Raw genomic sequence first — 22,012 nt, forward strand, 5'->3', positions numbered from 1 at the left:
GGGCGAGGGAAGTTGCAGGCAGCATCCCTGAGGAGGGTGGCGTGAAGCGCAAGCTCATTGCGGCGGTCGGTGTCGTGGGCATGATGGTCGGTGTCGCGGCGTGCGGCAACGGTGGCGACGACAAGCCGAAGGCCGACGCGTCGGGTGGCGCCAAGGAGATCACCGTCTGGGTGATGGACGGCTCCGCACCGAAGGCCTGGCTCGAAGAGGTCAACAAGCAGTTCTCGGCCAAGCACCCCGGTGTGACGGTGAAGGTCGAGGAGCAGAAGTGGACCGGCATCCAGGAGAAGGTCACCACCGCCCTCTCCGAGAACACCCCGCCGGACGTCCTCGAGCTCGGCAACACCCAGACCGTCGGCTACGCGGTCACCGGCGGCCTCGCCGACCTGTCCGGCGACAAGTCCAAGCTCGGCGCCGACGCCTGGTCGAAGGGCATGCTGTCCTCCGCCGAGGTCGACGGCAAGCTCTACGCCGCCCCCTGGTACGCCGCCAACCGCGTCGTCATCTACGACAAGAAGGCCTACGAGAAGGCCGGCATCACCGCCCCCAAGACCCGTGACGAGTGGGTCGCCGGTCTGGAGAAGCTGAAGGCCTCCGACCCGGCCGCCCAGCCGATCTACCTGCCCGGCCAGAGCTGGTACATCCTCGCCGGCTTCGTCTGGGACGAGGGCGGCGACCTCGCCGTCAAGGACGGCGGCAAGTGGAAGGGTCAGCTGAGCACCCCGCAGGCCGCCTCCGCGATGGACTTCTACAAGAAGCTCCAGTCCTACTCCACCGCCCCCAAGGACAAGGACGAGGCCACCCCGCAGCAGTCCACCGACATCGTCCCCAAGGGCGGCGTCTCGTCCTGGATCGGTCTCGGCTGGGAGGCCCAGGGCGCGCTGAAGGCCCTGAAGGACGCCGGCAAGGAAGGCGACTTCGGCTACTTCCCGATCCCGGGCAAGACCGCCGACAAGCCGGGCTCCGTCTTCCTCGGCGGCTCGAACCTCGCCGTGGCCGAGCGCTCCAAGAACAAGGAGCTCGCCAAGGAGTGGCTCGCCCTCGCCGCCGGCAAGGAGCAGATGACCAAGTACGCCGCCGCCACCGAGGGCGCCCTGCTCCCGAACCAGGCCGCCGCCAACTTCGCCGCCGCCCCCGGCTCCTTCGCGGAGTCCATGGCCAAGGCCGCCCTCTCCGGCAAGATCACCCCGGTCACGGCCGGCTGGGCGAACGTCGAGACCGAGCCGAACCCCATCAAGGAGTTCATGACCAAGGTCCTGAAGGGTGAGGACGCCGCCAAGGCGGGTGCGGACGCGGACAAGGAAATCGCGAACCGCATCAACAAGTAGGACCGCCCCGCAGCACCAGCAGCACCCGCAGCACCCAGCAGTGTGATCGCACCGGGGGGTGCGGCAGGCGCCCCGCAGCGCCTGCCGCGCCCCCGGTCGCGCATTTGACTCCACAGTCAACCGCGAGGAAGCCCAGACATGACCGTGCACTCCCAGGGAGCGGCGACCAGCGCTCCACAGGACGCACCACCGAAGTCCGCCGGCCTGCCGCCGAAGGCGCCCGCCGCCCCGGCCGGCCCCAGTCAACCGTCTCCTCGCGGGGGCAGAAAGCAGCTCCCCACGGGGTGGCTGCCGTACCTGCTGATCGCACCGGCGGTGCTCAGCCTCGCGGTGCTGCTCGTGTACCCGCTGATCAAGAACGTGATCCTGTCCTTCCAGGACATCAACAAGATCGAGTTCATCCAGCGCAAGTACCCCTCCGCGGGCTTCGACAACTACACCCAGCTGCTGGGCGACTCGAACTTCTGGACCGTCGTCCTGCGCAGCTTCGGCTTCACCCTCGCCAACGTCGTCCTGATCATGGCGATCGGCAGCCTCATAGGCCTCCTGCTGAACAAGCTCGGCAAGAAGATGCGCCTGGTCCTGTCGATGGCCCTGGTGATGGCCTGGGCCATGCCGATCGTCGCCTCCGTGCAGGTCTTCTACTGGCTGTTCGACGAGCAGTTCGGCGTGATGAACTGGGTGATGCGCACCGCCGGCTTCTCCGGCTACGAGCAGCACAACTGGTTCGAGACCGGCCTGTCCACCCTGACGATCGTCACCGTCCTCGTGGTCTGGGGCTCCATCCCCTTCGTCGCCCTCAACATGTACGCCGCGCTGACCACCGTCGGCGCCGAACTGTACGAGGCCGCCCGCATGGACGGCGCCAACGGCTGGCAGACCTTCTGGAAGGTCGTCTTCCCGCAGCTCAAGCCCTTCTTCCTGATCACCACCTTCCTCGAGGTGATCTGGGTCTTCAAGGCCTTCACCCAGGTCTACGCGATGAACAAGGGCGGCCCCGACCGCGCCTCCGAGATCCTCCCGGTCTTCGCCTTCGTCGAGGGCCAGAGCCAGTCCCACTACGGTCTCGCCGCCGCGATCTCCGTCCTGACGATCCTGATCCTGATCGTCATCATGTCCTTCTACTTCCGCCTGATCCTGAAGCAGGAGGAGGAGCAGTGAGCACCACCACCGCCCCGAAGCCGGCCCAGACCACCCCGTCCGCACGGCCCGCCCAGCGGCTGCGCACCCGCGGGCCGCTGCGCCCCGCGACCGTCGCCAAGAACCTCGGCGCCCTGCTGCTGGCCCTGCTCTTCCTCTTCCCGGTCTACTGGATGTTCTCCTCGGCACTGAAGCCGTCGAGCGAGATCCTCACCAAGGACCCGGTGTTCGTCTTCACCCCGACGACGGAGAACTTCGAGAAGGCCACCGGGGTCGACAACTTCTGGACGTACGTGACGAACAGTCTCGTCGTCACCGTCAGCGCGGTCCTGCTGGCCCTGCTCGTCGCCCTCGCCGCGAGCTTCGCGATCGCCCGCATGAGGTTCCGCGGCCGCAAGGGCATGGTCCTGGCCGTGATGATGGCGCAGATGGCCCCCTGGGAGGTCATGGTCATCGCGATGTACATGATCCTGCGTGACGCCGAGATGCTGAACAGCCTCCCGATGCTCACCGCGATCTACTTCGTGATGGTCCTCCCCTTCACCATCTGGACCCTGCGCGGCTTCATCGCCGCCGTCCCGGTGAGCCTGGAGGAAGCCGCCCAGATCGACGGCTGCACCCGCGGCCAGGCCTTCCGCAAGGTGATCTTCCCGCTGCTGGCCCCCGGCCTGATGTCCACCTCGCTCTTCGGCTTCATCACCGCCTGGAACGAGTTCGCGATGGTCCTGATCCTGAACAAGGACAAGACCGCGCAGACCCTGCCCCTGTGGCTGACCCAGTTCAAGACCGCCTTCGGCAACGACTGGGGCGCCACCATGGCCGCGTCCTCGCTGTTCGCCGTCCCGGTCCTGCTGATCTTCATCTTCCTCCAGCGCAAGGCCGTCGGCGGCATGACCGCCGGCGCCGTGAAGGGATAACGGCCCATGACTGTCCTTGCGCACCGAACGGACACCCTCACCCGCGACGCCCTCGCCGTCCTCCAGCCCGGCTTCGAGGGCACCACCGCCCCCGCCTGGGTGCTGCGGCGGGTCGGCGAAGGCCTCACCGCCGTGGGCCTCTTCGGCCGCAACATCGCCTCCGCGGAGCAGCTCGCCGCCCTGACCGCGCAACTGCGCGCCGAACGGGACGACGTCCTCGTCGCCATCGACGAGGAGGGCGGGGACGTCACCCGCCTGGAGGTCCGCGGCGGCTCCTCCTTCCCCGGCAACCTGGCCCTCGGCGCCGTCGACGACACCGCCCTGACCCGCGAGGTCGCCCGGGAACTGGGCCGCCGCCTCGCCGAGTGCGGGGTCAACCTCAACTGGGCGCCGTCCGCGGACGTCAACTCCAACCCCGACAACCCCGTCATCGGCGTCCGCTCCTTCGGCGCCGACACCGCTCTGGTGGCCCGGCACACCGCCGCCTACGTCGAGGGGCTCCAGGACTCCGGGGTCGCCGCCTGCACCAAGCACTTCCCGGGCCACGGCGACACCAACGTCGACTCCCACCACGCCATGCCCCGCATCGACGTGGACCTGGACACCCTCCAGGTCCGCGAACTGGTCCCGTTCAAGGCGGCCATCGAGGCCGGCACCAGGGCCGTGATGAGCGCGCACATCCTGGTGCCCGCCCTCGACCCGACCCGCCCGGCCACGCTCAGCCCGCAGATCCTGACCGGTCTGCTGCGCAAGGAGCTCGGCTACGAGGGCCTCATCGTCACCGACGGCATGGAGATGAACGCCATCGCCGGTACGTACGGCATCGAGCGCGGCTCGGTGCTGGCCATCGCCGCCGGCGCCGACGCGATCTGCGTCGGCGGGGGACTGGCCGACGAGGCGACCGTCCTGAGCCTGCGGGACGCCCTCGTGGCCGCCGTACGCGAGGGCACGCTGCCGGAGGAGCGGCTCGCCGACGCCGCCGCCCGGGTGCGCGCCCTCGCCGAATGGACCCGCCGGGCCCGGCCGGACGCGCGACCGGAGGGGAGCCGCGCGTCCGGCATCGGCCTGACGGCGGCCCGCCGCGCGGTGGTCGTCTCGGGCGCCCCGGCCACCGTGTCCGCCCCCTACGTGGCCACGCTCGCGCCCGTCGCGAACATCGCGGTCGGCGACGAGACCCCGTGGGGGGTGGCCGCGGAGCTGGCCGAGCTGGTTCCGGGCACCGGGTCGGGCGTCTACCCCGAGGGCAGCGCCGCCGGGGACGTCCTGGCCGCGGCGGGGTCCCGTACGGTCGTCGCCGTGGTGCGCGACGCGCACCGGCACCCCTGGATGACCGAGGTGCTGGACGCGCTGGTCGCGGCCCGGCCGGACACGGTGGTCGTGGAGATGGGCGTACCGCTCGCCGAGCCGCGCGGGGCCCTGTACGTCGCCACGCACGGAGCCTCCCGCGTCTGCGGGCGGGCCGCCGCCGAGGTCATCGCGGGCACCCGGCGGGACTGACCCCGCCGGACGCGGCGCCGGGCACCCGTCACGGGGGTGTCCGGCGCCGCCCCGTCCGGGCACGCGGAAAGGGCCGGGCCCCCGAGGAGGGGGGCCCGGCCCTTTCCGCGTGGCGCCGGTGTTCCTACAGGCCCTGCCAGGAGGGCTTGTTGGCGAAGGTGTGGCGGAAGTAGTCGGCCAGCTTCAGCTTCGATGCGGCCGCCTCGTCCACGACGACGGTGGCGTGCCGGTGCAGCTGCAGCGCGGAGGCCGGGACCAGCGCGGACAGCGGGCCCTCGACGGTCTGCGCGACGGCATCGGCCTTGCCCTCGCCGGTGGCCAGCAGGACCAGGTGGCGAGCGTCGAGGATGGTGCCGATGCCCTGGGTGATGACGTGGTGGGGCACCTGGTCTATGTCGTCCTCGAAGAAGCGCGCGTTGTCCACGCGGGTCTGCTCCGTCAGCGTCTTGATCCGGGTGCGGGAGGCCAGGGAGGAGCAGGGCTCGTTGAAGCCGATGTGGCCGTCCGTGCCGATGCCCAGCAGCTGGAGGTCCACCCCGCCGGCGTCCGCGAGGGCCTGGTCGTAGGCCGCGCAGGCGGCCTGGACGTCGGCGGCGGAGCCGTCGGGACCCATGAAGGACCCCTCGGTCAGCCCGAGCGGCTCCACGACCTCGCGGAGCACGACGGCGCGGTAGGACTCCGGGTGCCCGGCCGGCAGGCCGACGTACTCGTCGAGCTGGCAGATCCGGGCCCCGGAGGCGTCGACCTCGCCCGCCCTGACCTTGGCGGCGAGGGCCTCGTAGATGGGCAGCGGGGTAGAGCCGGTCGCCACGCCGAGCAGGGCGTCGGGCTTGCGGCGGACCAGGGCGGCCATGGCCTCCGCGATGAGCTCGCCGCCTGCCTTGGCGTCCGGGACGATGACAACTTCCACGCGGGGCCTGCCGATCTGAGAGGGGTGCGGACACTTGTGGTATAGACCAATCTAGCAGAGCGTGCCCGCCGATGGGCGGGCTCGTGCCCCTTCCATCGTGTTCCCGATCCCCGTCCCCCGCCCGGCCGCGCGCCGGGGTCCTACAGCGCCAGCTGGAGACCGCCGGTGGCGTCCAGGTGCTGGCCCGTGACCCAGCGGGAGTCCGGCGAGGCCAGGAAGGCCACCACGTCGGCGACCTCCTGCGGGGTGCCCACCCGGCCGAAGACCGACCGCGAGGAGGCGTGCGCGCGGGCCTGCGGGTCGGCGAGCCAGGCGGCGTTGAGGTCGGTCTCGGTGATGCCCGGACCCACCGAGTTCACGGTGATCCCGCGCGGGGCGAGCGCGGCGGCCAGGGACACGGTCAGCGCGTTCACCGCGCCCTTGGCCATGATGGTGGCGAGGATCGCCGGCAGCGCGATGGCGGGGGTGCCGGTCACGTTGACGATCCGGCCCCCGTCGGTCAGCCGCTCCAGCCCGTGCTTGATCACGAAGAAGGGCGCCCGGGCGTTGAGCGCCTGGATCCGCCCGAAGGTCTCCTCGTCCGTCTCCTCGATGCCGGCGAAGGTCGCCGCCCCGGCGTTGTTCACCAGCACGTCCACCCGCTCCGTGGCCCGCGGATGGGCCCCGTACGCCGCCCAGAGCGCCTGCGCGTCCCCTGCCACCCCCAGCTCCGCCCCGATGGCGAAGGCGCGGCCCCCGGCGGCCGTGATCGCCCCGACGGTCTCCTCGGCGGCCTTCTCGTCGTGTCCGTAATGGACCGCGACCAGGGCCCCGTCGCGGGCGAGGCGCTCGGCCACCGCCCGCCCGATCCCCCTGCTGCCGCCCGTGACCAGTGCCGTCTTCCCCTCGAGCACGCCCATGACGCGCCCCCCTTCAGCATTCGCTAGTGGTCGCTACAGAACGGACCGTATCAGATGTCTAACGGCCGCTATAGAATGTGGCGCATGGTGACCGGACAACGTGGCAGGCCCCGCTCCTTCGACCGGGACGCCGCCCTCGACAAGGCCATGCTCGCCTTCTGGGAGAACGGCTACGAGGCGACGTCCATCGCCGACCTGACCAGGACCCTGGGCATCGGCGCGCCCAGCCTCTACGCCGCCTTCGGCGACAAGCGCAAGCTCTTCGACGAGGTCGTGGTCGTCTACGGCGGCCGGTACGCGGACTTCGCGGGCGTCGCCCTCGCCGAGGAGCCCACCGCCCGCGCCGCCATCGGCCGGATCCTGCGCGAGGCCGCCGAGATCTACACCGACCCGGCCCACCCGCCGGGCTGCATGGTGATCAGCGCCGCGGTCAACACCACTTCGCGGGAGGTGGCCGACGCCCTGCGCGAGCGGCGCGACGCCAACCTGGAGATGTTCGAGAGCCGGATCCGGGCCGACATCGCCACCGGCGAGCTGCCCGCCGGCACGGACGCGCGGGCGCTGGCCCGCTACGCGGGGGCCGTGCTCCAGGGGATGTCGCAGCAGTCGCGCGACGGGGCGGGCCGGGAAGAGCTGGAAGCGGTGGCGGAGCTGGCGCTGGGCGCCTGGCCGGCGTAGGGACCCGCCCGGATTTCCGCGGCCTATCGGCGGGGGAATTCCCGGGCGGCGAATTCGATCGTGCCGCACCCCTTCGGCGCGCTCACTTTCCGTCGCGCCGGCTTTCCGCAGCGTTGCTTTCCTCTGGGCCACGGTGCAGGACGGGACCCTCAGCCCGCCCGGCACCGTAGCCCGGAGTACTTACGGCCGACCGGGTGTGCGGTTCCCGACGGCCGGTGGGAGGTGCCTGCGCGGTCAGGGCAGAGCGCGCGGTTACCTCGATCCGTCCTCCTGTGCGGGGAGGGCGGAAACTTGGCACAATTGTGGACTAGACCAATCTGTTCTGTCCATCCAATGGCGGGGTCTGCAATCCCGTCACTTCATCCAACAGTACGCGGAGTGGGCCCCTCCTGGGTACTCCTGAGTATTCGCCGTGTGGAAAGTCATCCTCGTACCCGGGGTACGCTCGCCACGTGCCCTCCATGAACGACCTCGTACGCCAGCACACCGCTCTCAGTGAAACCGACCTGGAGTGGCTCCACCTGCTGGTCTCGGAGTGGCAGCTGCTCTCCGACCTCTCCTTCGCCGACCTCGTGCTCTGGGTGCCCACCCTCGACGGCTCCCGCTACGTGTCGGTCGCGCAGATGCGCCCGAACACCGGCCCCACCTCGTACCAGGACGACATGGTCGGTCACCTGGTGCCGCGCGGCCGCCGCCCGCTGCTCGACGCCGCCCTAGACGAGGGCCGCATCGTGCGCGAGGGCGACCCCGAGTGGCGCGAGGAGGTGCCGGTGCGCGTCGAGTCGATCCCCGTCCGCCGCGAGGGCCGGGTCCTCGGCGTGATCGCGCGGAACACCAACCTGCTCACTGTGCGTACACCCAGCCGGCTGGAGCTCACCTACCTCCAGTCCGCCTCCGACCTCGCGCAGATGATCGCCGCGGGCTCCTTCCCCTTCCCCGGCCAGCAGGTCGACATGGACGCCTCCCCGCGCGCCGGGGACGGCCTGATGCGGCTCGACGCCGAGGGCGTGGTGACGTACGCGTCCCCCAACGCGCTCTCCGCCTACCACCGCCTGGGCCTCGCCTCCGACCTGGTCGGCCAGCACCTGGGCACCACCACCGCCGAACTCGCCCCCACCCGGGGCCCGGTGGACGAGGCCATCGTCAAACTGGCCAGCGGCTGGGCTCCCCGGGAGACCGAAGTCGAGGGCAACGGCGGGGTCATCCAGCTGCGCGCCATCCCGCTGAAGCCCAAGGGGACCCGGATCGGCTCCCTCGTGCTCTGCCGCGACGTCACCGAACTGCGCCGTCGCGAACGCGAACTGATCACCAAGGACGCCACCATCCGGGAGATCCACCACCGGGTGAAGAACAACCTCCAGACCGTGGCCGCGCTCTTGCGCCTCCAGGCCCGCCGGATGGATTCGGAGAACGGCCGGGAGGCGCTGAACGAGGCGGTGCGCCGCGTCGGTTCGATCGCGATCGTGCACGAGACGCTGTCTCAGAACCTCGACGAGCGCGTCGAGTTCGACGAGATCGCCGACCGCGTGATCGCGATGGTCGCCGAGATCTCGCCCGGAAAGGTGCGCTGCCGGCGCATCGGCCGCTTCGGGATCCTGGACGCGGAGGTCGCCACTCCACTGTCGATGGTGCTGACCGAGATCCTCCAGAACGCCCTGGAGCACGCCTTCACCCAGGGGGAGGGCGGCACGGTCGAGGTGTCCGCGACCCGCTCCGGAACCGGCCGCGCCGACGCCCGGTTGCTGATCACGGTGCTCGACGACGGGTGCGGTCTGCCCGAGGGCTTCGACCCGCAGCGGGCCGGCAACCTCGGGCTGCAGATCGTACGCACCCTCGTGGAGGGGGAGCTCGGCGGCACCTTCGACATGCTCAGGGCCGAGCCGCGCGGCACCAAGGTCGTCCTCGACGTGCCGGCGAGCCCGCAGAAGTAGCCCGCTGCGGGAACCGGGATCCCGTCACGCAACGTGACGGGAACAGCACTGAGCCCCGGACCGAATGGTTCCCGGTCCGGGGCTCAAGAGCACGTTGCTGAGCGCTTGTCTGGTACTACGCGCTGCGCGTCGAGGCTCGAAAAGTCGATGTCAGGCGGTGGCGTTACGCGCCCGGTTGCGAGCGGCGCGGCGCTTCATGGCGCGGCGCTCGTCCTCGCTGAGGCCACCCCAGACGCCGGAGTCCTGACCGGACTCGAGCGCCCACTGCAGGCACTGCTCCATGACGGGGCAACGGCGGCAGACGGCCTTGGCTTCCTCGATCTGCAGCAGCGCAGGACCGGTGTTGCCGATGGGGAAGAAGAGCTCGGGGTCTTCCTCGCGGCAAACGGCGTTGTGACGCCAGTCCATGGCTGCTCCATCTCCTTGTATTGCGGGCAGGTTGCTTGTGAATGTGAACGCTTTCACGAATCCCCCCGTGAGGGAAGGGCCGACCGCCAGGTGACTGGTGGGGTCCGAGGATTCGTGGAGGGGTTCTGGCGTTCTGTGTGGGTGCCGGGTTCTGCGGGCTGTCCCGATCGCCATGTAGAGATTCGCAAACCTCGGACGGGGATACAACCCCTTCCGGAAAGTTTTTTTGGATTCGTCGGTGTCTACTAGGTCACAGCCCTAGTTCCTGGGGGTGGACCGGCGTGTAAACGTTCGAGTGGAAGGACTTTTGGCCCTTCCACTCACACAATCACACGCAGTGCACGGCGTACGCCTGTGAACCGAACGCTGGTGCGCAGTCCGAGGTGGTCCCCGTCCATCTGGAACGGGAGGGGAACCTTCGAATGCAAGGTGAAGTCGGTCAGATCGTGCAGAGACACCGCATGCTTGCCGTGCGGACCGCGCTCAGGAGTCGAGGTCAGGAGCTGCGTGGCGTACCTGGCGACGGCCGGAGTTGACAAACGGTCGAGGGCCAATACGTCAAGCGCAGTATCGAACGACGCCTCCGGAGAGGCGTAAAGCGGACGATTGCCCAGATACGTCCAGGGCGAGGTGTTGCAGACTATCGACAGCACCAGATCCGTCACCGGATCCGCGCCGGGCTGCTCCAGAGTGATCGTCCCGCGCCGGCGGTTCGGTTCTTCCCAGAACTGGCGCATGAGCTGTCGCACGTACAGGGCGTGCGTCGAACGCTTGCCGCGTTCGCGCTGCTGCTCGACCCGCCCCACCACGCCCGCGTCGAAGCCGAAGCCCGCACAGAACGTGAACCAGCGCGCCGGGACCGACTCGTCCTCCGTCCCGGGGGCGCCGGCGGCCAGCCCCAGCCCCACCGTCCGCTCGCGCCGCTCCCGCAGCGCGTCCAGCAGGGCGCCGGTCGCCTCCACCGCATCGTTGGGCAGCCCGAGCGCGCGGGCGAAGACGTTCGTCGAACCGCCGGGGACCACCGCCAGCCGCGGCAGCCGCTCGGGATCGGGGCCCTCGTGCAGCAGTCCGTTGACGACCTCGTTCACGGTGCCGTCGCCGCCCAGTGCCACCACGAGGTCCACCCCCTCGTGCGCGGCCTTGCGGCCCAGGTCGCGGGCGTGCCCCCGGTACTCGGTGGTCACCGCCTCCAGCTTCATCTCGCTGGCGAGCGCATGGGTCAGGACGTCGCGCGTGCGCGCACTGGTGGTCGTCGCTGCTGGGTTGGCCACGAGAAGTGCACGCATGAGCGCCAGCCTACCCACCCCGTCATATGCGCCCCCTACCGACCGTACCGTCAGCGCCCCGCGGCCCGCGGCTACCCTGCTGGAGTGAGCAAAAAGCCGAGCCCCCGCACCCCCGCCGCCCCCACCCCCGTCGCCGCCGACGGAGCGGAGCCCGCGGCCCTGCCCGGCCGGCTGACCGGCGCCGCGGCGCTCACCGCGCTGGAGGGTCTGGCCCTGGCCGGACTCGGCCTCTACATGCTGTTCGTCGGCATCGCCGGCCACCCCGACTCCCCGCAGCAGGCGGAGACCGGGGGGATCACCCTGCTCGGGCTCGCCGCCCTACCGCTGATCGCGGCGCGCGGGCTGCGCCTGGGCCGCCGCTGGAGCCGCGGCCCGGCGCTGATCACCCAGCTGATGGCGATGCCGGTGGCCTGGACCCTGTGGAACACCGGCGGCGCGATGCGGATCGCCGCCGTCGCCCTGGCCCTGGCCGCGGTGGCCGTCGTGGTCCTCCTCGTGAACCCGACGGCGACCCGGGCGCTCGGAATCGGGCCCGGAGACCAGGCCCGATAGTCCGTCCCGCGCACCGCTCCCCGGCTACCCCTCGACGGCTACTCCTCGACCAGGAGCTTCTCGCGGAGCTGGGCCAGCGTGCGGGCCAGCAGCCGGGAGACGTGCATCTGGGAGATGCCGACCTCCTGCGCGATCTGCGACTGGGTCATGTTGCCGAAGAACCGCAGCAGCAGGATCCGCTTCTCCCGCGGCGGAAGCCCCTCCAGCAGCGGCTTGAGGGACTCGCGGTACTCGACGCCCTCCAGCGCCTCGTCCTCCGAACCCAGCGTGTCCGCGACCGCCGGCGACTCGTCGTCGGTGTCCGGCACGTCCAGGGAGAGCGTGCTGTAGGCATTGGCCGATTCCAGCCCCTCCAGCACCTCCTCCTCGGAGATCCCCAGCCGCTCCGCCAGTTCGTGCACGGTGGGGGAGCGGCCGTGCTGCTGGGACAGTTCCGCCGTGGCCGTGGTCAGTGAGAGCCGCAGCTCCTGCAGGCGCCGGGGCACCCGTACCGCCCAGCCCTTGTCACGGAAGTGCCGCTTGATCTCGCCGACCACGGTGGGCGTGGCGTACGTCGAGAACTCGACGCCCCGGTCCGGGTCGAACCGGTCCACCGACTTGATCAGGCCGATGGTGGCGACCTGGGTCAGATCGTCCAGCGGCTCGCCGCGGTTGCGGAACCGCCGCGCCAGGTGCTCCACCAGCGGCAGGTGCATCCGCACCAGCCGGTTGCGCAGCTCCGCCCGCTCCGGTGACCCCTCGGGCAGCTCGCGCAGCTCGAAGAACAGGGCCCGCGCACCGCTGCGGTCCCGCGGATCCGGCAGCGCGGGGGACGCGCCCGGGGCGGCCGGGGCCGTGGCGGCGGCCGCCGGTGGCCGTGATGGTTGTGGTTCCTCGTTCTGGTTCTCGCTCATAGGGCCCGCCCGTCGCTCCGCCGAGTCCAAAAAGCCGTCTTCCGCATCCGCGTCAGCCGGGTGCGGCCGGGCGTGCTGCTGTTCGGGGATGCCCCCGTCGACCTCGTGCCGTACCCGGGGCCGATCCCCGCCCCGCACCGGGATCTCCCCGCCGCTCACACCGGGCCTGGCCCCGCGCCGCGCTGTTTGTAGAGGCTGATGCTCACTGTCCGGTTCTCCTCGACCGTGGCCTCGACCTTGCCGGCCAGGGCCGACAGGACCGTCCACGCGAACGTGTCGCGCTCCGGTGCGCGCCCGTCGGTGGTCGGTGCCGAGACGGTCACTTCCAGCGAATCGTCGATCAGCCGGAAGACGCAGCTGAGGACGGAGCCGGGCACGGCCTGCTGGAGCAGGATCGCGCAGGCCTCGTCCACGGCGATGCGGAGGTCCTCGATCTCGTCGAGGGTGAAGTCCAAACGTGCCGCGAGACCGGCCGTGGCCGTTCGCAGCACCGACAGGTAGGCACCCGCAGCCGGCAGCCGGACTTCCACGAAGTCCTGGGTCCCGGGCTCGCCTGCGATCTGGGACACCCTCACCTCCAAGGTGGTACGAGCTCTGTTCGCCGGTGACGCTACCGCGATCCGGACGATCGTGTCGCGGCACCCCTCATGGCGCCCGTTTTGGAACGCCAGGGCCGACCCCGCTCCTGTCCGGTGACTGATGGTAAGCCCACGGGTACGCACAGTGGCTAGGGGTCTGCGGGCCCAAATAAGGGGAACCGGCGGAGGGTTGACCTACCCCGCTTCAGACGATCGAACCGTCGACAAAACACCACCGCCAGCTCTCGCCCGGCTCGAAGCTGCGCATGACGGGATGACCGGTCTCCGTGTGGTGCCCGGTGGCGTGCCGGTACGGGGAGGAATCGCAGCACCCCACGTGCCCGCACACCAGACACATCCGCAGCTGCACGGGGTGACTCCCGAGCACCTCACATTCGGGACAGGTCGGTGCATGCGGGACGGGCTCGGGGCGCGGCAGTTCGGCAACGTGGGTGCACTCGCTCATGATGGCCAGCGTACGGGTGGGGCGACGAGTGGGGATGTAACCGCATGGAGGTATTGCCGCTGGTGGCGCTGGTGGCGGGGAGCGCCGCCGTGGCGGGTCTGGCACGCAGGACGCCGGTGCCCGCGCCACTGCTGCTGGTCGCCGTCGGGCTGGTCGCCGCGTACGTGCCGGGACTGCCCGCGTACACGCTCGATCCGCACATCGTGCTGCCGCTGCTGCTCCCGCCGCTGCTGCACACGGCCGCGGTGGACAGCTCGTACCTGGACCTGCGGGCCAACGCGCGGCCGATCGCGCTGCTGTCGGTGGGGTACGTGCTCTTCGCGACGCTGGCGGTCGGCTGGGTGACGTACATGGTGGTGCCGGGGCTGACGCCGCCGGTGGCGCTGGTGCTGGGCGCGGTGATCGCACCGCCGGACGCGGTCGCGGCGACGGCGATCGCCCGCAGGCTCGGGCTGCCGAACCGGATCACGACCATCCTCCAGGGGGAGTCCCTGGTCAACGACGCCACCGCCATCACCGCCTACAAGGTGGCGCTCGCCGCGGCGGTCGGGGTCGGGGCGGGCTGGGCCGGCGGGATCGCGGAGTTCCTGCTGGCGTCGGTGGGCGGGGTCGGCGTCGGCCTGCTGCTGATGGTGCCGATCCACCAGCTGCGCACCCGGCTGAAGGAGCCGCTGCTGCAGAACACCCTGTCGCTGCTGATCCCCTTCGTGGCGTACGCGGCGGCCGAACGGGTGCACGCCTCGGGCGTGCTGGCGGTGGTGGTGGTCGCGCTGTACCTGGGCCACCGCAACTGGCAGGTCGACTTCGCGACCCGGCTCCAGGAGGAGGCGGTGTGGAAGGTCGTCGCCTTCGTGCTGGAGTCGGTGGTCTTCGCGCTGATCGGGCTCCAGCTGCCGGTGGTCCTCAAGGGGCTCGGCGAGTACGAGGGCGCGGCCGCCTTCGGGTACGCGCTGGTGGTGTTCCTGGCGGTGGTGGCCGCACGGTACCTGTGGGTGTTCCCGGCGACCTTCGTGCCGCGGTGGGTGTCGGAGCGGATCCGGCTGCGCGAGCCGGACACCGACTGGAAGGCGCCGGTGATCGTGGGATGGGCCGGCATGCGCGGGGTGGTGTCCCTCGCGATCGCCTTCTCGGTGCCGATGGGCGTGCCGCACCGGAACCTGATCCTCTTCCTGACCTTCACCACGGTCATCGGGACGCTGGTGGTGCAGGGGCTCACCCTGCCCCCGCTGATCCGGATGCTGAAGCTGCCGCCGAAGGACCGGCAGGCGGAGACCCTCGCGGAGGCACAGGCGCAGAGCGAGGCCTCGCGGGCGGCGGAGGAACGGCTGGTGGAGCTGCTGGAGTCCCCGGCGAACAACAGCCTGCCGCCGCCGCTGGTGGACCGGCTGCGGACGGTGCTGGAGCGGCGGCGCAACGCGGTGTGGGAGCGGCTGGGCGAGGTCAACCCGCTGACGGGGGAGTCCGCGGACGACGTCTACCGGCGGCTCGCGCGGGAGATGATCGCGGCCGAGCGGGAGGTGTTCGTGTCCCTGCGGGACCGGCGCCGGATCGACGACGAGATGCTGCGGGGGCTGCTGCGCAGGCTGGACCTGGAGGAGGCGGCGGCTTACCGGGAGGAGACGTAGCCGTTGCCCTGGCCGGGCCTTTGCCATGGTCGGGCGGGGTCGGGGGTGGCCGGGGTCGGTGCCGGGGCGGGGTGTCGTCCGGGACTGCATGATTCATGGCGCCCTGTCCGAGCCTCCAGCCGTACTGGGCACCGCGCGCCAACACATCACGTTTTACGTCCCGGCCGACACCCCACCCCGTCCCCGCCCCCGGCTACGGGCGGCCGGTGATGACCGCCGTCAGGGTGGTGCCGGAAGGGAAGGCGCCCTCGCGGGTGAGGGTGGTGAGGGCCCAGAGGAGCTTCGCCACGTAGATCCGTTCGACGGGGAAGGCGTGGCGGGACTCGAAGTCTGCGGCGAACGCCTCCAGGGGCTCCGGGATCCGGGCGTAGCCGCCGTGGTCGAAGCCCTCGGCCAGGGTCCAGTCGCCGGCCGGGGCGCCGAAGGCCTCGTGCTGGAGGGAACGTATCTCCGGGGCGAGGAAGCCGCCTGCCAGGACGGGTACGCCCAAGGCCCGCTGGTCCGGGTCCAGGCCCGCGGCCAGTCCGGCCAGGGTGCCGCCCGTACCGCAGGCCACCGCCACGACGTCGCAGGCGCCGCGCAGCTCGCGGCCCAGTTCGGCGCACCCGCGCAGGGCGAGCGCGTTGCTGCCGCCCTCGGGGACCACGTACGCGTCCGAGGCCCCGGCCGACTCCAGCAGCCGTCGCAGGGTCTGCGGTTCGGCCTTGCGGCGGTAGTCGGCGCGGGTCGTGAAGTGCAGCCGCATGCCGTCCGCCGCGCAGCGGGCGAGGGAGTCGTTCAGCGGCCGGCCGGCGAGTTCGTCCCCGCGGACGATGCCGACCGTCCCCAGCCCGAGCAGCCGGCCGGCCGCGGCGGTGGCCCGCAGGTGGTTGGAGTAGGCCCCGCCGAAGGTGACGAGCCGGCCGTGCCCGGCCTCCAGGGCCGCCCGCAGGTTGGGCACGAGCTTGCGCCACTTGTTGCCGGGCAGCTCGGGGTGGACGAGGTCGTCCCGCTTGAGGAGGAGCCGGACCCCGTGCGCGGCGAAGCGGTCGTCGTCGGCCTCGACGAGCGGGGACGGCGGCCGGGGGAGCAGCTCGGGGTGGGTCACCCGTCCATTGTGGGGTCAGGGCAGCCGGAGGGTGAGGTAGGGGACGGTGGCTCCGGGCAGGAGGTAGCGCTCGGTTTCGGTGAAGCCGTGGGTGAGGGCGAAGTGCAGGCCGTCCTGGTTGGACTCCAGGACGATCGTCTCCACGGCGGCCGGGGAGAGGGCGCGGGCCCGCTCCAGGACGTGGGTGTAGAAGGCGGTGCCCAGGCCCCGGCGGCGGTGGGCGGGGAGGATCCGGGCGATCACGGTGGCCGTGTGGTCGTTGTCGGGCGTGGGCGGGCGCAGGGTCGCGCAGCCGACGAGCGTGTCGCCGAGGTGGGCGACGTCCAGGCGGTTGCGCACGGCGCGTTCGCGGACCTCGGCGAGGGTGAGGGCGTCCGGGGGGACGATCAGGTTGTGGACGTCGTGCCAGTCGCGGACGGCCTGTTCGTCGTCGGCGGCCACGGGGAGGATGCGGAGGTCGGTGGACATGGGTGCAGGGGATCCCGGCGGCGGCCGGGGGGTCAACCGGTTTTGATCACTTGAGGCGTTCGGCCACGCGGGCGCGCATCGCGTCCATGGTGAACCCCTTGGGGTCGATCTTCCCGGGCTGCCATTCGAGGTGGCCCAGTACGGAGCGGGAACCCCAGCCGTGGACCCGGCAGACGGCCGCCGCCGCGCGGGCGATGGCGTCGAGCTGGACGGCCGGCCAGGGGTCCTCGCCGTCGCCGAGGTTCACGCACTCGAAGCCGTAGAAGTGGCGGTTGCCGTCGGTGTCGGCCTGGTGGTCCGGGGGGAGCCGCCGTTCGGCGATCACGGCCGCCAGGACGTCGGAATCGCCGGCTCCGGCGTGGTTGGCGCGGCCGTAGCCGACCAGGTGGACGCGGCCGTCCTTGCCGATGACCCCGTGGCAGAGGGGGCCGGGCAGGTCGGAGTCGCCGTCGCGGCAGAGTTCCACGCTGTAGGCGGTGCCCCGGGTGACGGTGTGGTGGATCATCACCCCGTTCACCGGCCCCCAGGGGCCCTTGTGGTTGCGGTTGTGGGTGCGCCAGGCGCCGACCTGGACGACGGTGAGGCCCTCGGCGCGCAGGGCGCCGAGGAACCGGTCCGCGGACATGGGTACGGACATGGCCGCCTCCTTGTGTGGCGGTGCACGACGGACACCCTGTGTGTTCGTCTCGTCACCTACCGGTTTAGTGGAGGCGGCCGTTCCGCCGCTAGGGCGTTCGTACGCTGTGCGATCCGATCCGGACAGCGGACATCAGGCCGAGGCGAGCCAGAGGTCCGGGCCGAAGACCTCGTAGTGGATGTCCGAGGCGGGCACCCCCTTCGCGATCAGCTGCGCGCGCACCGACCGCATGAAGGGGAGCGGGCCGCACAGGTACGCCTGGGTGCCGGGGGCGACCGGTACGGACTGCAGGTCCACCAGCCCGGTGGCGTCGCCCGGTTCGGCGTCGGCCTCGTACCAGAAGCGGGCCGAGGCGTCGGGGAGCTTGTGGGTCAGGGAGCGGTGGTCGGAGCGGAGCGCGTGGTCGGACGGGGTGCGGTCGGCGTGCAGGACGGTGACGGGCGCGGCGTGCCCGGTGTCGGCGAGGTGTTCCAGCATCGACAGCATCGGGGTGCAGCCGATGCCGGCCGAGGCCAGCAGTACCGGCGCGGCGGAGTCCCGCAGGACCAGGTCGCCGTACGGGGCCGAGACGCGCAGGGTGTCGCCGGTGCGGACCCGGGCGTGCAGGTGGTTCGACACCTCGCCGTCGGGGCCGCCGGCGGCCGGGCCGTGGACCCGCTTGACGGTGATCGAGCGGACCGGCGAGCCGGGGGAGCAGGTGAGGCTGTACTGGCGGATCTGGTGCGCGCCGTCGGGGAGTTCGACCTGGACGGAGACGTACTGGCCGGGCCGGAAGGAGGGGGCGGGCGCGCCGTCGGCGGGGGTGAGGCGGAAGGTGGTGCAGTCCGCCGTCTCCTCGACGCGGGCGGCCACGGTCCACTCCCGCCAGACGTCGCCGGCGATGACCCGCTGCTCGGCGTAGAGCCGTTCCTCGATGGCGATGAGGGCGTTCGCCATCAGCCAGTAGACCTCGTCCCAGGCCTCGGCGACCTCGGGGGTGACGGCGTCACCGAGGACCTCGGCGATGGCCTCGAAGAGGTGCCGGTGGACGACGGGGTACTGCTCGCGGGTGACGCCGAGGGAGGCGTGCTTGTGCGCGATGCGGTTCAGCATCACGTCGGGGCGGGTGTCCGGGTGCGCCAGGAGGTGGGTCGCGAAGGCCGCGACCGAACCGGCGAGGGCCTGCTTCTGGAGTCCGGCGTTCTGGTTGCCGCGGTTGAACAGGTCCCGGATCAGGGCCGGGTGGGCGGCGAACAGCTTCTCGTAGAACAGCTCCGCTATCTCTCCGATGGCCGCTCCGACGGCGGGCAGGGTGGCGCGTACGGTCGCGGTCGACTTCTCGGACAGCATGTGGAGCTCCTCGCGTAATTGGTATTTCAGATTCATATTCAAGCCCACCGAAGGGTGCCGCCGCGATGCGGATGTTTGTTCGGGGGCCCTTCGGGGCTCAGGCTAGGTGGGCGGTGCGGCGCCGCTAATCGGCCATTGGGCCCTCGGCGGCGGGACCTTCGGTCCGGTTCCGGCCGCCACCCGAGATCCCCAGCAGCAGTGGCCCCGTCGGGGCCACCACCAACGCGTCCACCGTGAGCGGGTCCAGGGCGGCGAAGAAGGCCTCCTGGGCCCGGCGCAGCGCGCCGCGCAGGACGCACGCCCCGCGCAGCGGGCACGGGGCCGCCCCCTCGCAGTCCACGACGTCACCGTCCCCCTCCAGGTCCCGCACCAGGCCGCCGACCGACGCGGCTCGACCGGCGGGGGTGAGCGCGAGCCCGCCGCCGCGGCCGCGCCGCGCCTCGACCAGTCCGAGGTGCTGCAGGCGGGCGACCACCTTGGCCGTGTGGGTGTACGGGACCTCCATGGTCGCCGCCACCTCCCGGGTGGTGGGGAGTTCCTCGTCCTCGACGGCCAGGCGCATCAGGACGCGCAGCGCCAGGTCGGTGAATCGCGTCAGCCGCATGGCCCCAGGTTAGAAAACTTGCATCGCAGATACAACTTATGGACGGGGGCGTGGGAAGTGGCCGGAAACGGTGGGGTGCGAAGGGGGTCCTGTGAAGACGTTCAACCGGGGAGGATGCCCAGACCCACACGGAGTAGTCCCACCCTTTTGTGTAATGGTCCCACCACGACGCGTGCTGGAAGTGTTCCGTCCCGCAGACCATGGAGTGATCGAAAGGGAAAGACATGTCGGTCCAGGCGGGTTCCGAAACCGAACCCCAGACACCGCAGCGCAGTCTCGGCACCTCGGCCGCGCGGAACTTGGCGACCACGACCAAGTCCGCGCCGCAGATGCAGGAGATCACCTCGCGGTGGCTCCTGAAGATGCTCCCGTGGGTCTCGGTGCAGGGCGGCGCCTACCGCGTCAACCGCCGCCTGAGCTACTCCGTCGGCAACGGCATCGTGGAGTTCATCAAGACCGGCACCCAGGTCCAGGTCATCCCCGCCGAGCTCGGCGAACTCCCGCTGCTGCGCGACTACGACGACGAAGAGGCCCTCACCGAACTCGCCGCCCGCTGCCGCCAGGTCGACTTCGAAGCCGGCCAGGAGCTCACCTCCTTCGGCAGCCCCTCCGACCGGGTCTTCCTGCTCGCCCACGGCCGCATCGACCAGATCGGCCCCGGGCCCTACGGCGAGGACGCGGTCCTGCGCACCGTCGCCGACGGCGCCTACTTCGGCGAGGGGGCCCTCACCGACGAGGAGGCGATCTGGGAGTACACCGCCCGCGCCGCCACCTCCGGCACCGCCCTCGTCCTCTCCCGCCAGGACTTCCAGCTCCTCGCCGACCGGGTCGACTCGCTGCGCGCGCACGTGGACCGGGCACGGTCCGCGCCCGCCCAGCACACCAACACCTACGGCGAGGCCGCGATCGACCTCTCCGCGGGCCACCACGGCGAAGCCGTCCTGCCCGGCACCTTCGTCGACTACGAGGCCCGCCCGCGCGAGTACGAACTCTCCATTGCACAAACGGTCCTGCGCGTCCACACCCGCGTCGCCGACCTGTACAACCAGCCGATGAACCAGACCGAGCAGCAGTTGCGGCTCACGGTCGAGGCGCTGCGCGAGCGCCAGGAGCACGAGATGCTCAACAACCGCGACTTCGGCCTGCTCCACAACGCCGACTACGACCAGCGCATCCAGCCCCACGAGGGCGCGCCCACCCCCGACGACTTCGACGCCCTCCTCGCGATGCGGCGCGGCTCCAAGATGTTCCTCGCGCACCCCAAGGCCATCGCCGCCTTCGGCCGCGAGTGCAACAAGCGCGGCCTCTACCCGGAGTCGGTGGACGTGGGCGGCCACCGGGTGCCGGCCTGGCGCGGGGTGCCGATCTTCCCGTCCAACAAGATCCCGGTCAGCGACGCCCGGACGACGTCCATCCTGTGCATGCGCACGGGTGAGGACGAGCAGGGCGTGATCGGCCTGCACCAGCCCGGCATCCCGGACGAGATCGAGCCCAGCCTGTCGGTGCGCTTCATGGGCATCAGCGAGCAGGCGATCATCTCCTACCTGGTCACCGCCTACTTCTCCGCCGCCGTGCTGGTGCCGGACGCGCTCGGCGTGCTGGAGAACGTCGAGATCGGCCGCTGGCGCTGATGACCGCGAACGCCCTCGCCGCGGGCGAGGGGCAGGAGGCGGCGGCCCTGCTGGAGCGCACGAGAGAAACGGTCAACCCGGAACTGCGCAGGACCGTCGAGAGCCTGCCCGGGTCCATGCGGCGGGTGGCGATGTACCACTTCGGCTGGGAGGACGAGGAGGGCCGCCCGACGGACGGCGGCGCGGGCAAGGCCATCCGGCCGGCGCTCGTCCTCGCCTCCGCGCAGGCCCTGGGCGGCCCGCTCGCCGGTGGGCCCGGTGAGCCCGGTGGGTCGGGCGGCTCGGGTGTGTCCGGTGACCCCGCCGGGCGGGGGGTCGTACGGGCGGCGGTGGCCGTGGAGCTGGCGCACAACTTCACGCTGCTGCACGACGACGTCATCGACAAGGACGTCCGCCGGCGCGGGCGTCCCACGGCCTGGACCGTCTTCGGGATACCGGACGCGATCATCACCGGCGACGCCGTGATGGCGCTCGCGCTGCGGCTGTTCTCCGAGGATCCGCACCCGGCCGCGGCGGCCGCCTCCGCCCGGCTCGCGGCCTGCGTCATCGAGCTGTGCGCCGGACAGCAGGCGGACTGCGCCTTCGAGCGCCGCCCGGACGTCGCGCTCGACGAGTGCCTGACCATGGCGACCGCGAAGACCGGAGCCCTGCTGGGCTGCGCCTGCGCCCTGGGCGCGCTCTACGCGGGGGCCGGGCCGGAGGAGGTCGAGGCGATGGACGCCTTCGGCCGGGAGGCCGGGCTGGCCTTCCAGCTGATCGACGACCTGATCGGCATCTGGGGGGATCCGGGGCACACCGGGAAGCCCGCCGGGGCCGATCTGCTCGCCCGCAAGAAGTCCCTCCCGGTCGTGGCCGCCCTCACCTCGGGCACCCGGGCCGGGGCGGAGCTGGCCGATCTGTACGCGGGCCCGATGGCCGGGGACGACGTGCGCGCCGCGGCCCGCGCGGTGGAGCGGGCCGGCGGGCGGGACTGGGCGCAGGCCCATGCCGCCGACCGGATGGGCCGGGCGGTGCAGGAGCTGTCCCGGGCCGTCCCGGACCTCGCGGCGGCGGGCGGGCTGCTGGCGCTCGCGGAGTTCGTGACGCGCCGTACGAGGTGAGCGCGTAGGGCGGGGGCGTACGGGGGAAGGCCCGTTCCGGCACCGGGA

Annotated in this window: 22 protein-coding genes; 10 read left to right on the forward strand and 12 right to left on the reverse strand. The window is 71.5% G+C overall.

All coding sequences use genetic code 11. The annotated features are described in order from the left end of the window. Positions 1–41 precede the first annotated feature (41 nt). The 4 genes from ABZW32_RS05420 to ABZW32_RS05435 all read left to right on the forward strand — a co-directional run bounded on the left by ABZW32_RS05420 (position 42) and on the right by ABZW32_RS05435 (position 4,882). Positions 42–1,328: an extracellular solute-binding protein gene (locus ABZW32_RS05420; protein WP_356211448.1), complete on the forward strand. Its 1,287-nt coding sequence runs from the start codon at positions 42–44 to the stop codon at positions 1,326–1,328. 138 nt (positions 1,329–1,466) lie between these two features. Continuing rightward, complete coding sequence (locus tag ABZW32_RS05425; RefSeq protein WP_356211451.1) at positions 1,467–2,489, forward strand: sugar ABC transporter permease; 1,023 nt, start codon at positions 1,467–1,469, stop codon at positions 2,487–2,489. Between the two features lie 59 nt (positions 2,490–2,548). Then, entirely contained in the window at positions 2,549–3,385 is an 837-nt protein-coding gene (locus ABZW32_RS05430) for a carbohydrate ABC transporter permease (protein WP_356211618.1), read from the forward strand. Between the two features lie 6 nt (positions 3,386–3,391). Then, a complete protein-coding gene (locus tag ABZW32_RS05435; RefSeq protein WP_356211454.1) occupies positions 3,392–4,882 on the forward strand; it encodes a glycoside hydrolase family 3 protein in 1,491 nt (496 codons plus the stop codon). Positions 4,883–5,006: 124 nt separating this feature from the next. Here the strand turns inward: ABZW32_RS05435 and nagB are convergent, their stop codons facing one another. Both nagB and ABZW32_RS05445 read right to left on the reverse strand, forming a co-directional pair. Further along, entirely contained in the window at positions 5,007–5,792 is a 786-nt protein-coding gene (gene nagB / locus ABZW32_RS05440; protein WP_356211457.1) for a glucosamine-6-phosphate deaminase, read from the reverse strand. Positions 5,793–5,932: 140 nt separating this feature from the next. Beyond that, positions 5,933–6,691, reverse strand: coding sequence for an SDR family oxidoreductase (locus ABZW32_RS05445; protein WP_356211460.1), 759 nt, complete (start codon positions 6,689–6,691; stop codon positions 5,933–5,935). An 84-nt stretch (positions 6,692–6,775) separates the two neighbouring features. Between ABZW32_RS05445 and ABZW32_RS05450 the strand changes: the two genes are divergently transcribed. Continuing rightward, complete coding sequence (locus ABZW32_RS05450) at positions 6,776–7,369, forward strand: TetR/AcrR family transcriptional regulator (RefSeq protein ID WP_356211463.1); 594 nt, start codon at positions 6,776–6,778, stop codon at positions 7,367–7,369. A 461-nt stretch (positions 7,370–7,830) separates the two neighbouring features. Further along, complete coding sequence (locus tag ABZW32_RS05455; RefSeq protein ID WP_266844024.1) at positions 7,831–9,300, forward strand: PAS domain-containing sensor histidine kinase; 1,470 nt, start codon at positions 7,831–7,833, stop codon at positions 9,298–9,300. Positions 9,301–9,450: 150 nt separating this feature from the next. Here ABZW32_RS05455 and ABZW32_RS05460 read toward each other — a convergent pair whose 3' ends face one another. Together ABZW32_RS05460 and ABZW32_RS05465 are read right to left on the reverse strand one after the other, a co-directional pair. Further along, the gene (locus tag ABZW32_RS05460) at positions 9,451–9,708 is read right to left on the reverse strand and encodes a WhiB family transcriptional regulator (RefSeq protein WP_004937597.1); all 258 of its coding nucleotides are present in this window, start codon (positions 9,706–9,708) and stop codon (positions 9,451–9,453) included. A gap of 320 nt (positions 9,709–10,028) precedes the next feature. Then, the gene (locus tag ABZW32_RS05465; RefSeq protein WP_356211467.1) at positions 10,029–10,994 is read right to left on the reverse strand and encodes a diacylglycerol kinase family protein; all 966 of its coding nucleotides are present in this window, start codon (positions 10,992–10,994) and stop codon (positions 10,029–10,031) included. An 84-nt stretch (positions 10,995–11,078) separates the two neighbouring features. Between ABZW32_RS05465 and ABZW32_RS05470 the strand changes: the two genes are divergently transcribed. Further along, positions 11,079–11,546, forward strand: coding sequence for a hypothetical protein (locus ABZW32_RS05470; protein WP_356211469.1), 468 nt, complete (start codon positions 11,079–11,081; stop codon positions 11,544–11,546). Positions 11,547–11,584: 38 nt separating this feature from the next. Here the strand turns inward: ABZW32_RS05470 and ABZW32_RS05475 are convergent, their stop codons facing one another. From ABZW32_RS05475 to ABZW32_RS05485, 3 genes are all read right to left on the reverse strand, one after another. Then, positions 11,585–12,577: an RNA polymerase sigma factor SigF gene (locus tag ABZW32_RS05475; protein ID WP_356211472.1), complete on the reverse strand. Its 993-nt coding sequence runs from the start codon at positions 12,575–12,577 to the stop codon at positions 11,585–11,587. A gap of 17 nt (positions 12,578–12,594) precedes the next feature. Then, positions 12,595–13,008 carry an anti-sigma regulatory factor gene (locus ABZW32_RS05480; protein WP_266842211.1) on the reverse strand — a complete coding sequence of 138 codons (414 nt, stop codon included), beginning with the start codon at positions 13,006–13,008 and terminating at the stop codon, positions 12,595–12,597. A 214-nt stretch (positions 13,009–13,222) separates the two neighbouring features. Then, positions 13,223–13,483, reverse strand: a complete 261-nt coding sequence (locus tag ABZW32_RS05485; protein WP_356211475.1) for a UBP-type zinc finger domain-containing protein — start codon at positions 13,481–13,483, stop codon at positions 13,223–13,225. A 44-nt stretch (positions 13,484–13,527) separates the two neighbouring features. Here ABZW32_RS05485 and ABZW32_RS05490 point away from each other — a divergent pair, with 44 nt between their 5' ends. Further along, positions 13,528–15,108 (forward strand): Na+/H+ antiporter, encoded by a 1,581-nt coding sequence (locus ABZW32_RS05490; RefSeq protein WP_356211478.1) that lies wholly within the window; start codon positions 13,528–13,530, stop codon positions 15,106–15,108. Between the two features lie 193 nt (positions 15,109–15,301). Here the strand turns inward: ABZW32_RS05490 and ABZW32_RS05495 are convergent, their stop codons facing one another. The 5 genes from ABZW32_RS05495 to ABZW32_RS05515 all read right to left on the reverse strand — a co-directional run bounded on the left by ABZW32_RS05495 (position 15,302) and on the right by ABZW32_RS05515 (position 19,233). Beyond that, positions 15,302–16,195, reverse strand: a complete 894-nt coding sequence (locus ABZW32_RS05495; protein ID WP_356211481.1) for a pyridoxal-phosphate dependent enzyme — start codon at positions 16,193–16,195, stop codon at positions 15,302–15,304. Between the two features lie 15 nt (positions 16,196–16,210). Then, positions 16,211–16,663 carry a GNAT family N-acetyltransferase gene (locus tag ABZW32_RS05500; protein WP_356211484.1) on the reverse strand — a complete coding sequence of 151 codons (453 nt, stop codon included), beginning with the start codon at positions 16,661–16,663 and terminating at the stop codon, positions 16,211–16,213. Positions 16,664–16,709: 46 nt separating this feature from the next. Next, the gene (locus ABZW32_RS05505; protein ID WP_356211487.1) at positions 16,710–17,300 is read right to left on the reverse strand and encodes an N-acetylmuramoyl-L-alanine amidase; all 591 of its coding nucleotides are present in this window, start codon (positions 17,298–17,300) and stop codon (positions 16,710–16,712) included. A 132-nt stretch (positions 17,301–17,432) separates the two neighbouring features. Further along, positions 17,433–18,629 (reverse strand): globin domain-containing protein, encoded by a 1,197-nt coding sequence (locus ABZW32_RS05510; RefSeq protein WP_356211490.1) that lies wholly within the window; start codon positions 18,627–18,629, stop codon positions 17,433–17,435. Between the two features lie 124 nt (positions 18,630–18,753). Beyond that, on the reverse strand, positions 18,754–19,233 hold the full coding sequence (locus tag ABZW32_RS05515; protein ID WP_356211493.1) for an Rrf2 family transcriptional regulator: 480 nt from the start codon (positions 19,231–19,233) through the stop codon (positions 18,754–18,756). Positions 19,234–19,457: 224 nt separating this feature from the next. Between ABZW32_RS05515 and ABZW32_RS05520 the strand changes: the two genes are divergently transcribed. Both ABZW32_RS05520 and ABZW32_RS05525 read left to right on the forward strand, forming a co-directional pair. Then, the gene (locus tag ABZW32_RS05520; protein ID WP_356211496.1) at positions 19,458–20,864 is read left to right on the forward strand and encodes a family 2B encapsulin nanocompartment shell protein; all 1,407 of its coding nucleotides are present in this window, start codon (positions 19,458–19,460) and stop codon (positions 20,862–20,864) included. Next, positions 20,864–21,964: a family 2 encapsulin nanocompartment cargo protein polyprenyl transferase gene (locus ABZW32_RS05525; RefSeq protein WP_356211499.1), complete on the forward strand. Its 1,101-nt coding sequence runs from the start codon at positions 20,864–20,866 to the stop codon at positions 21,962–21,964. The genes ABZW32_RS05520 and ABZW32_RS05525 overlap by 1 nt, the downstream gene beginning before the upstream one ends. The last annotated feature ends 48 nt before the right edge of the window (positions 21,965–22,012 follow it).

This window comes from Streptomyces sp. NPDC004667 (assembly GCF_040609475.1).
Lineage (GTDB): Bacteria > Actinomycetota > Actinomycetes > Streptomycetales > Streptomycetaceae > Streptomyces.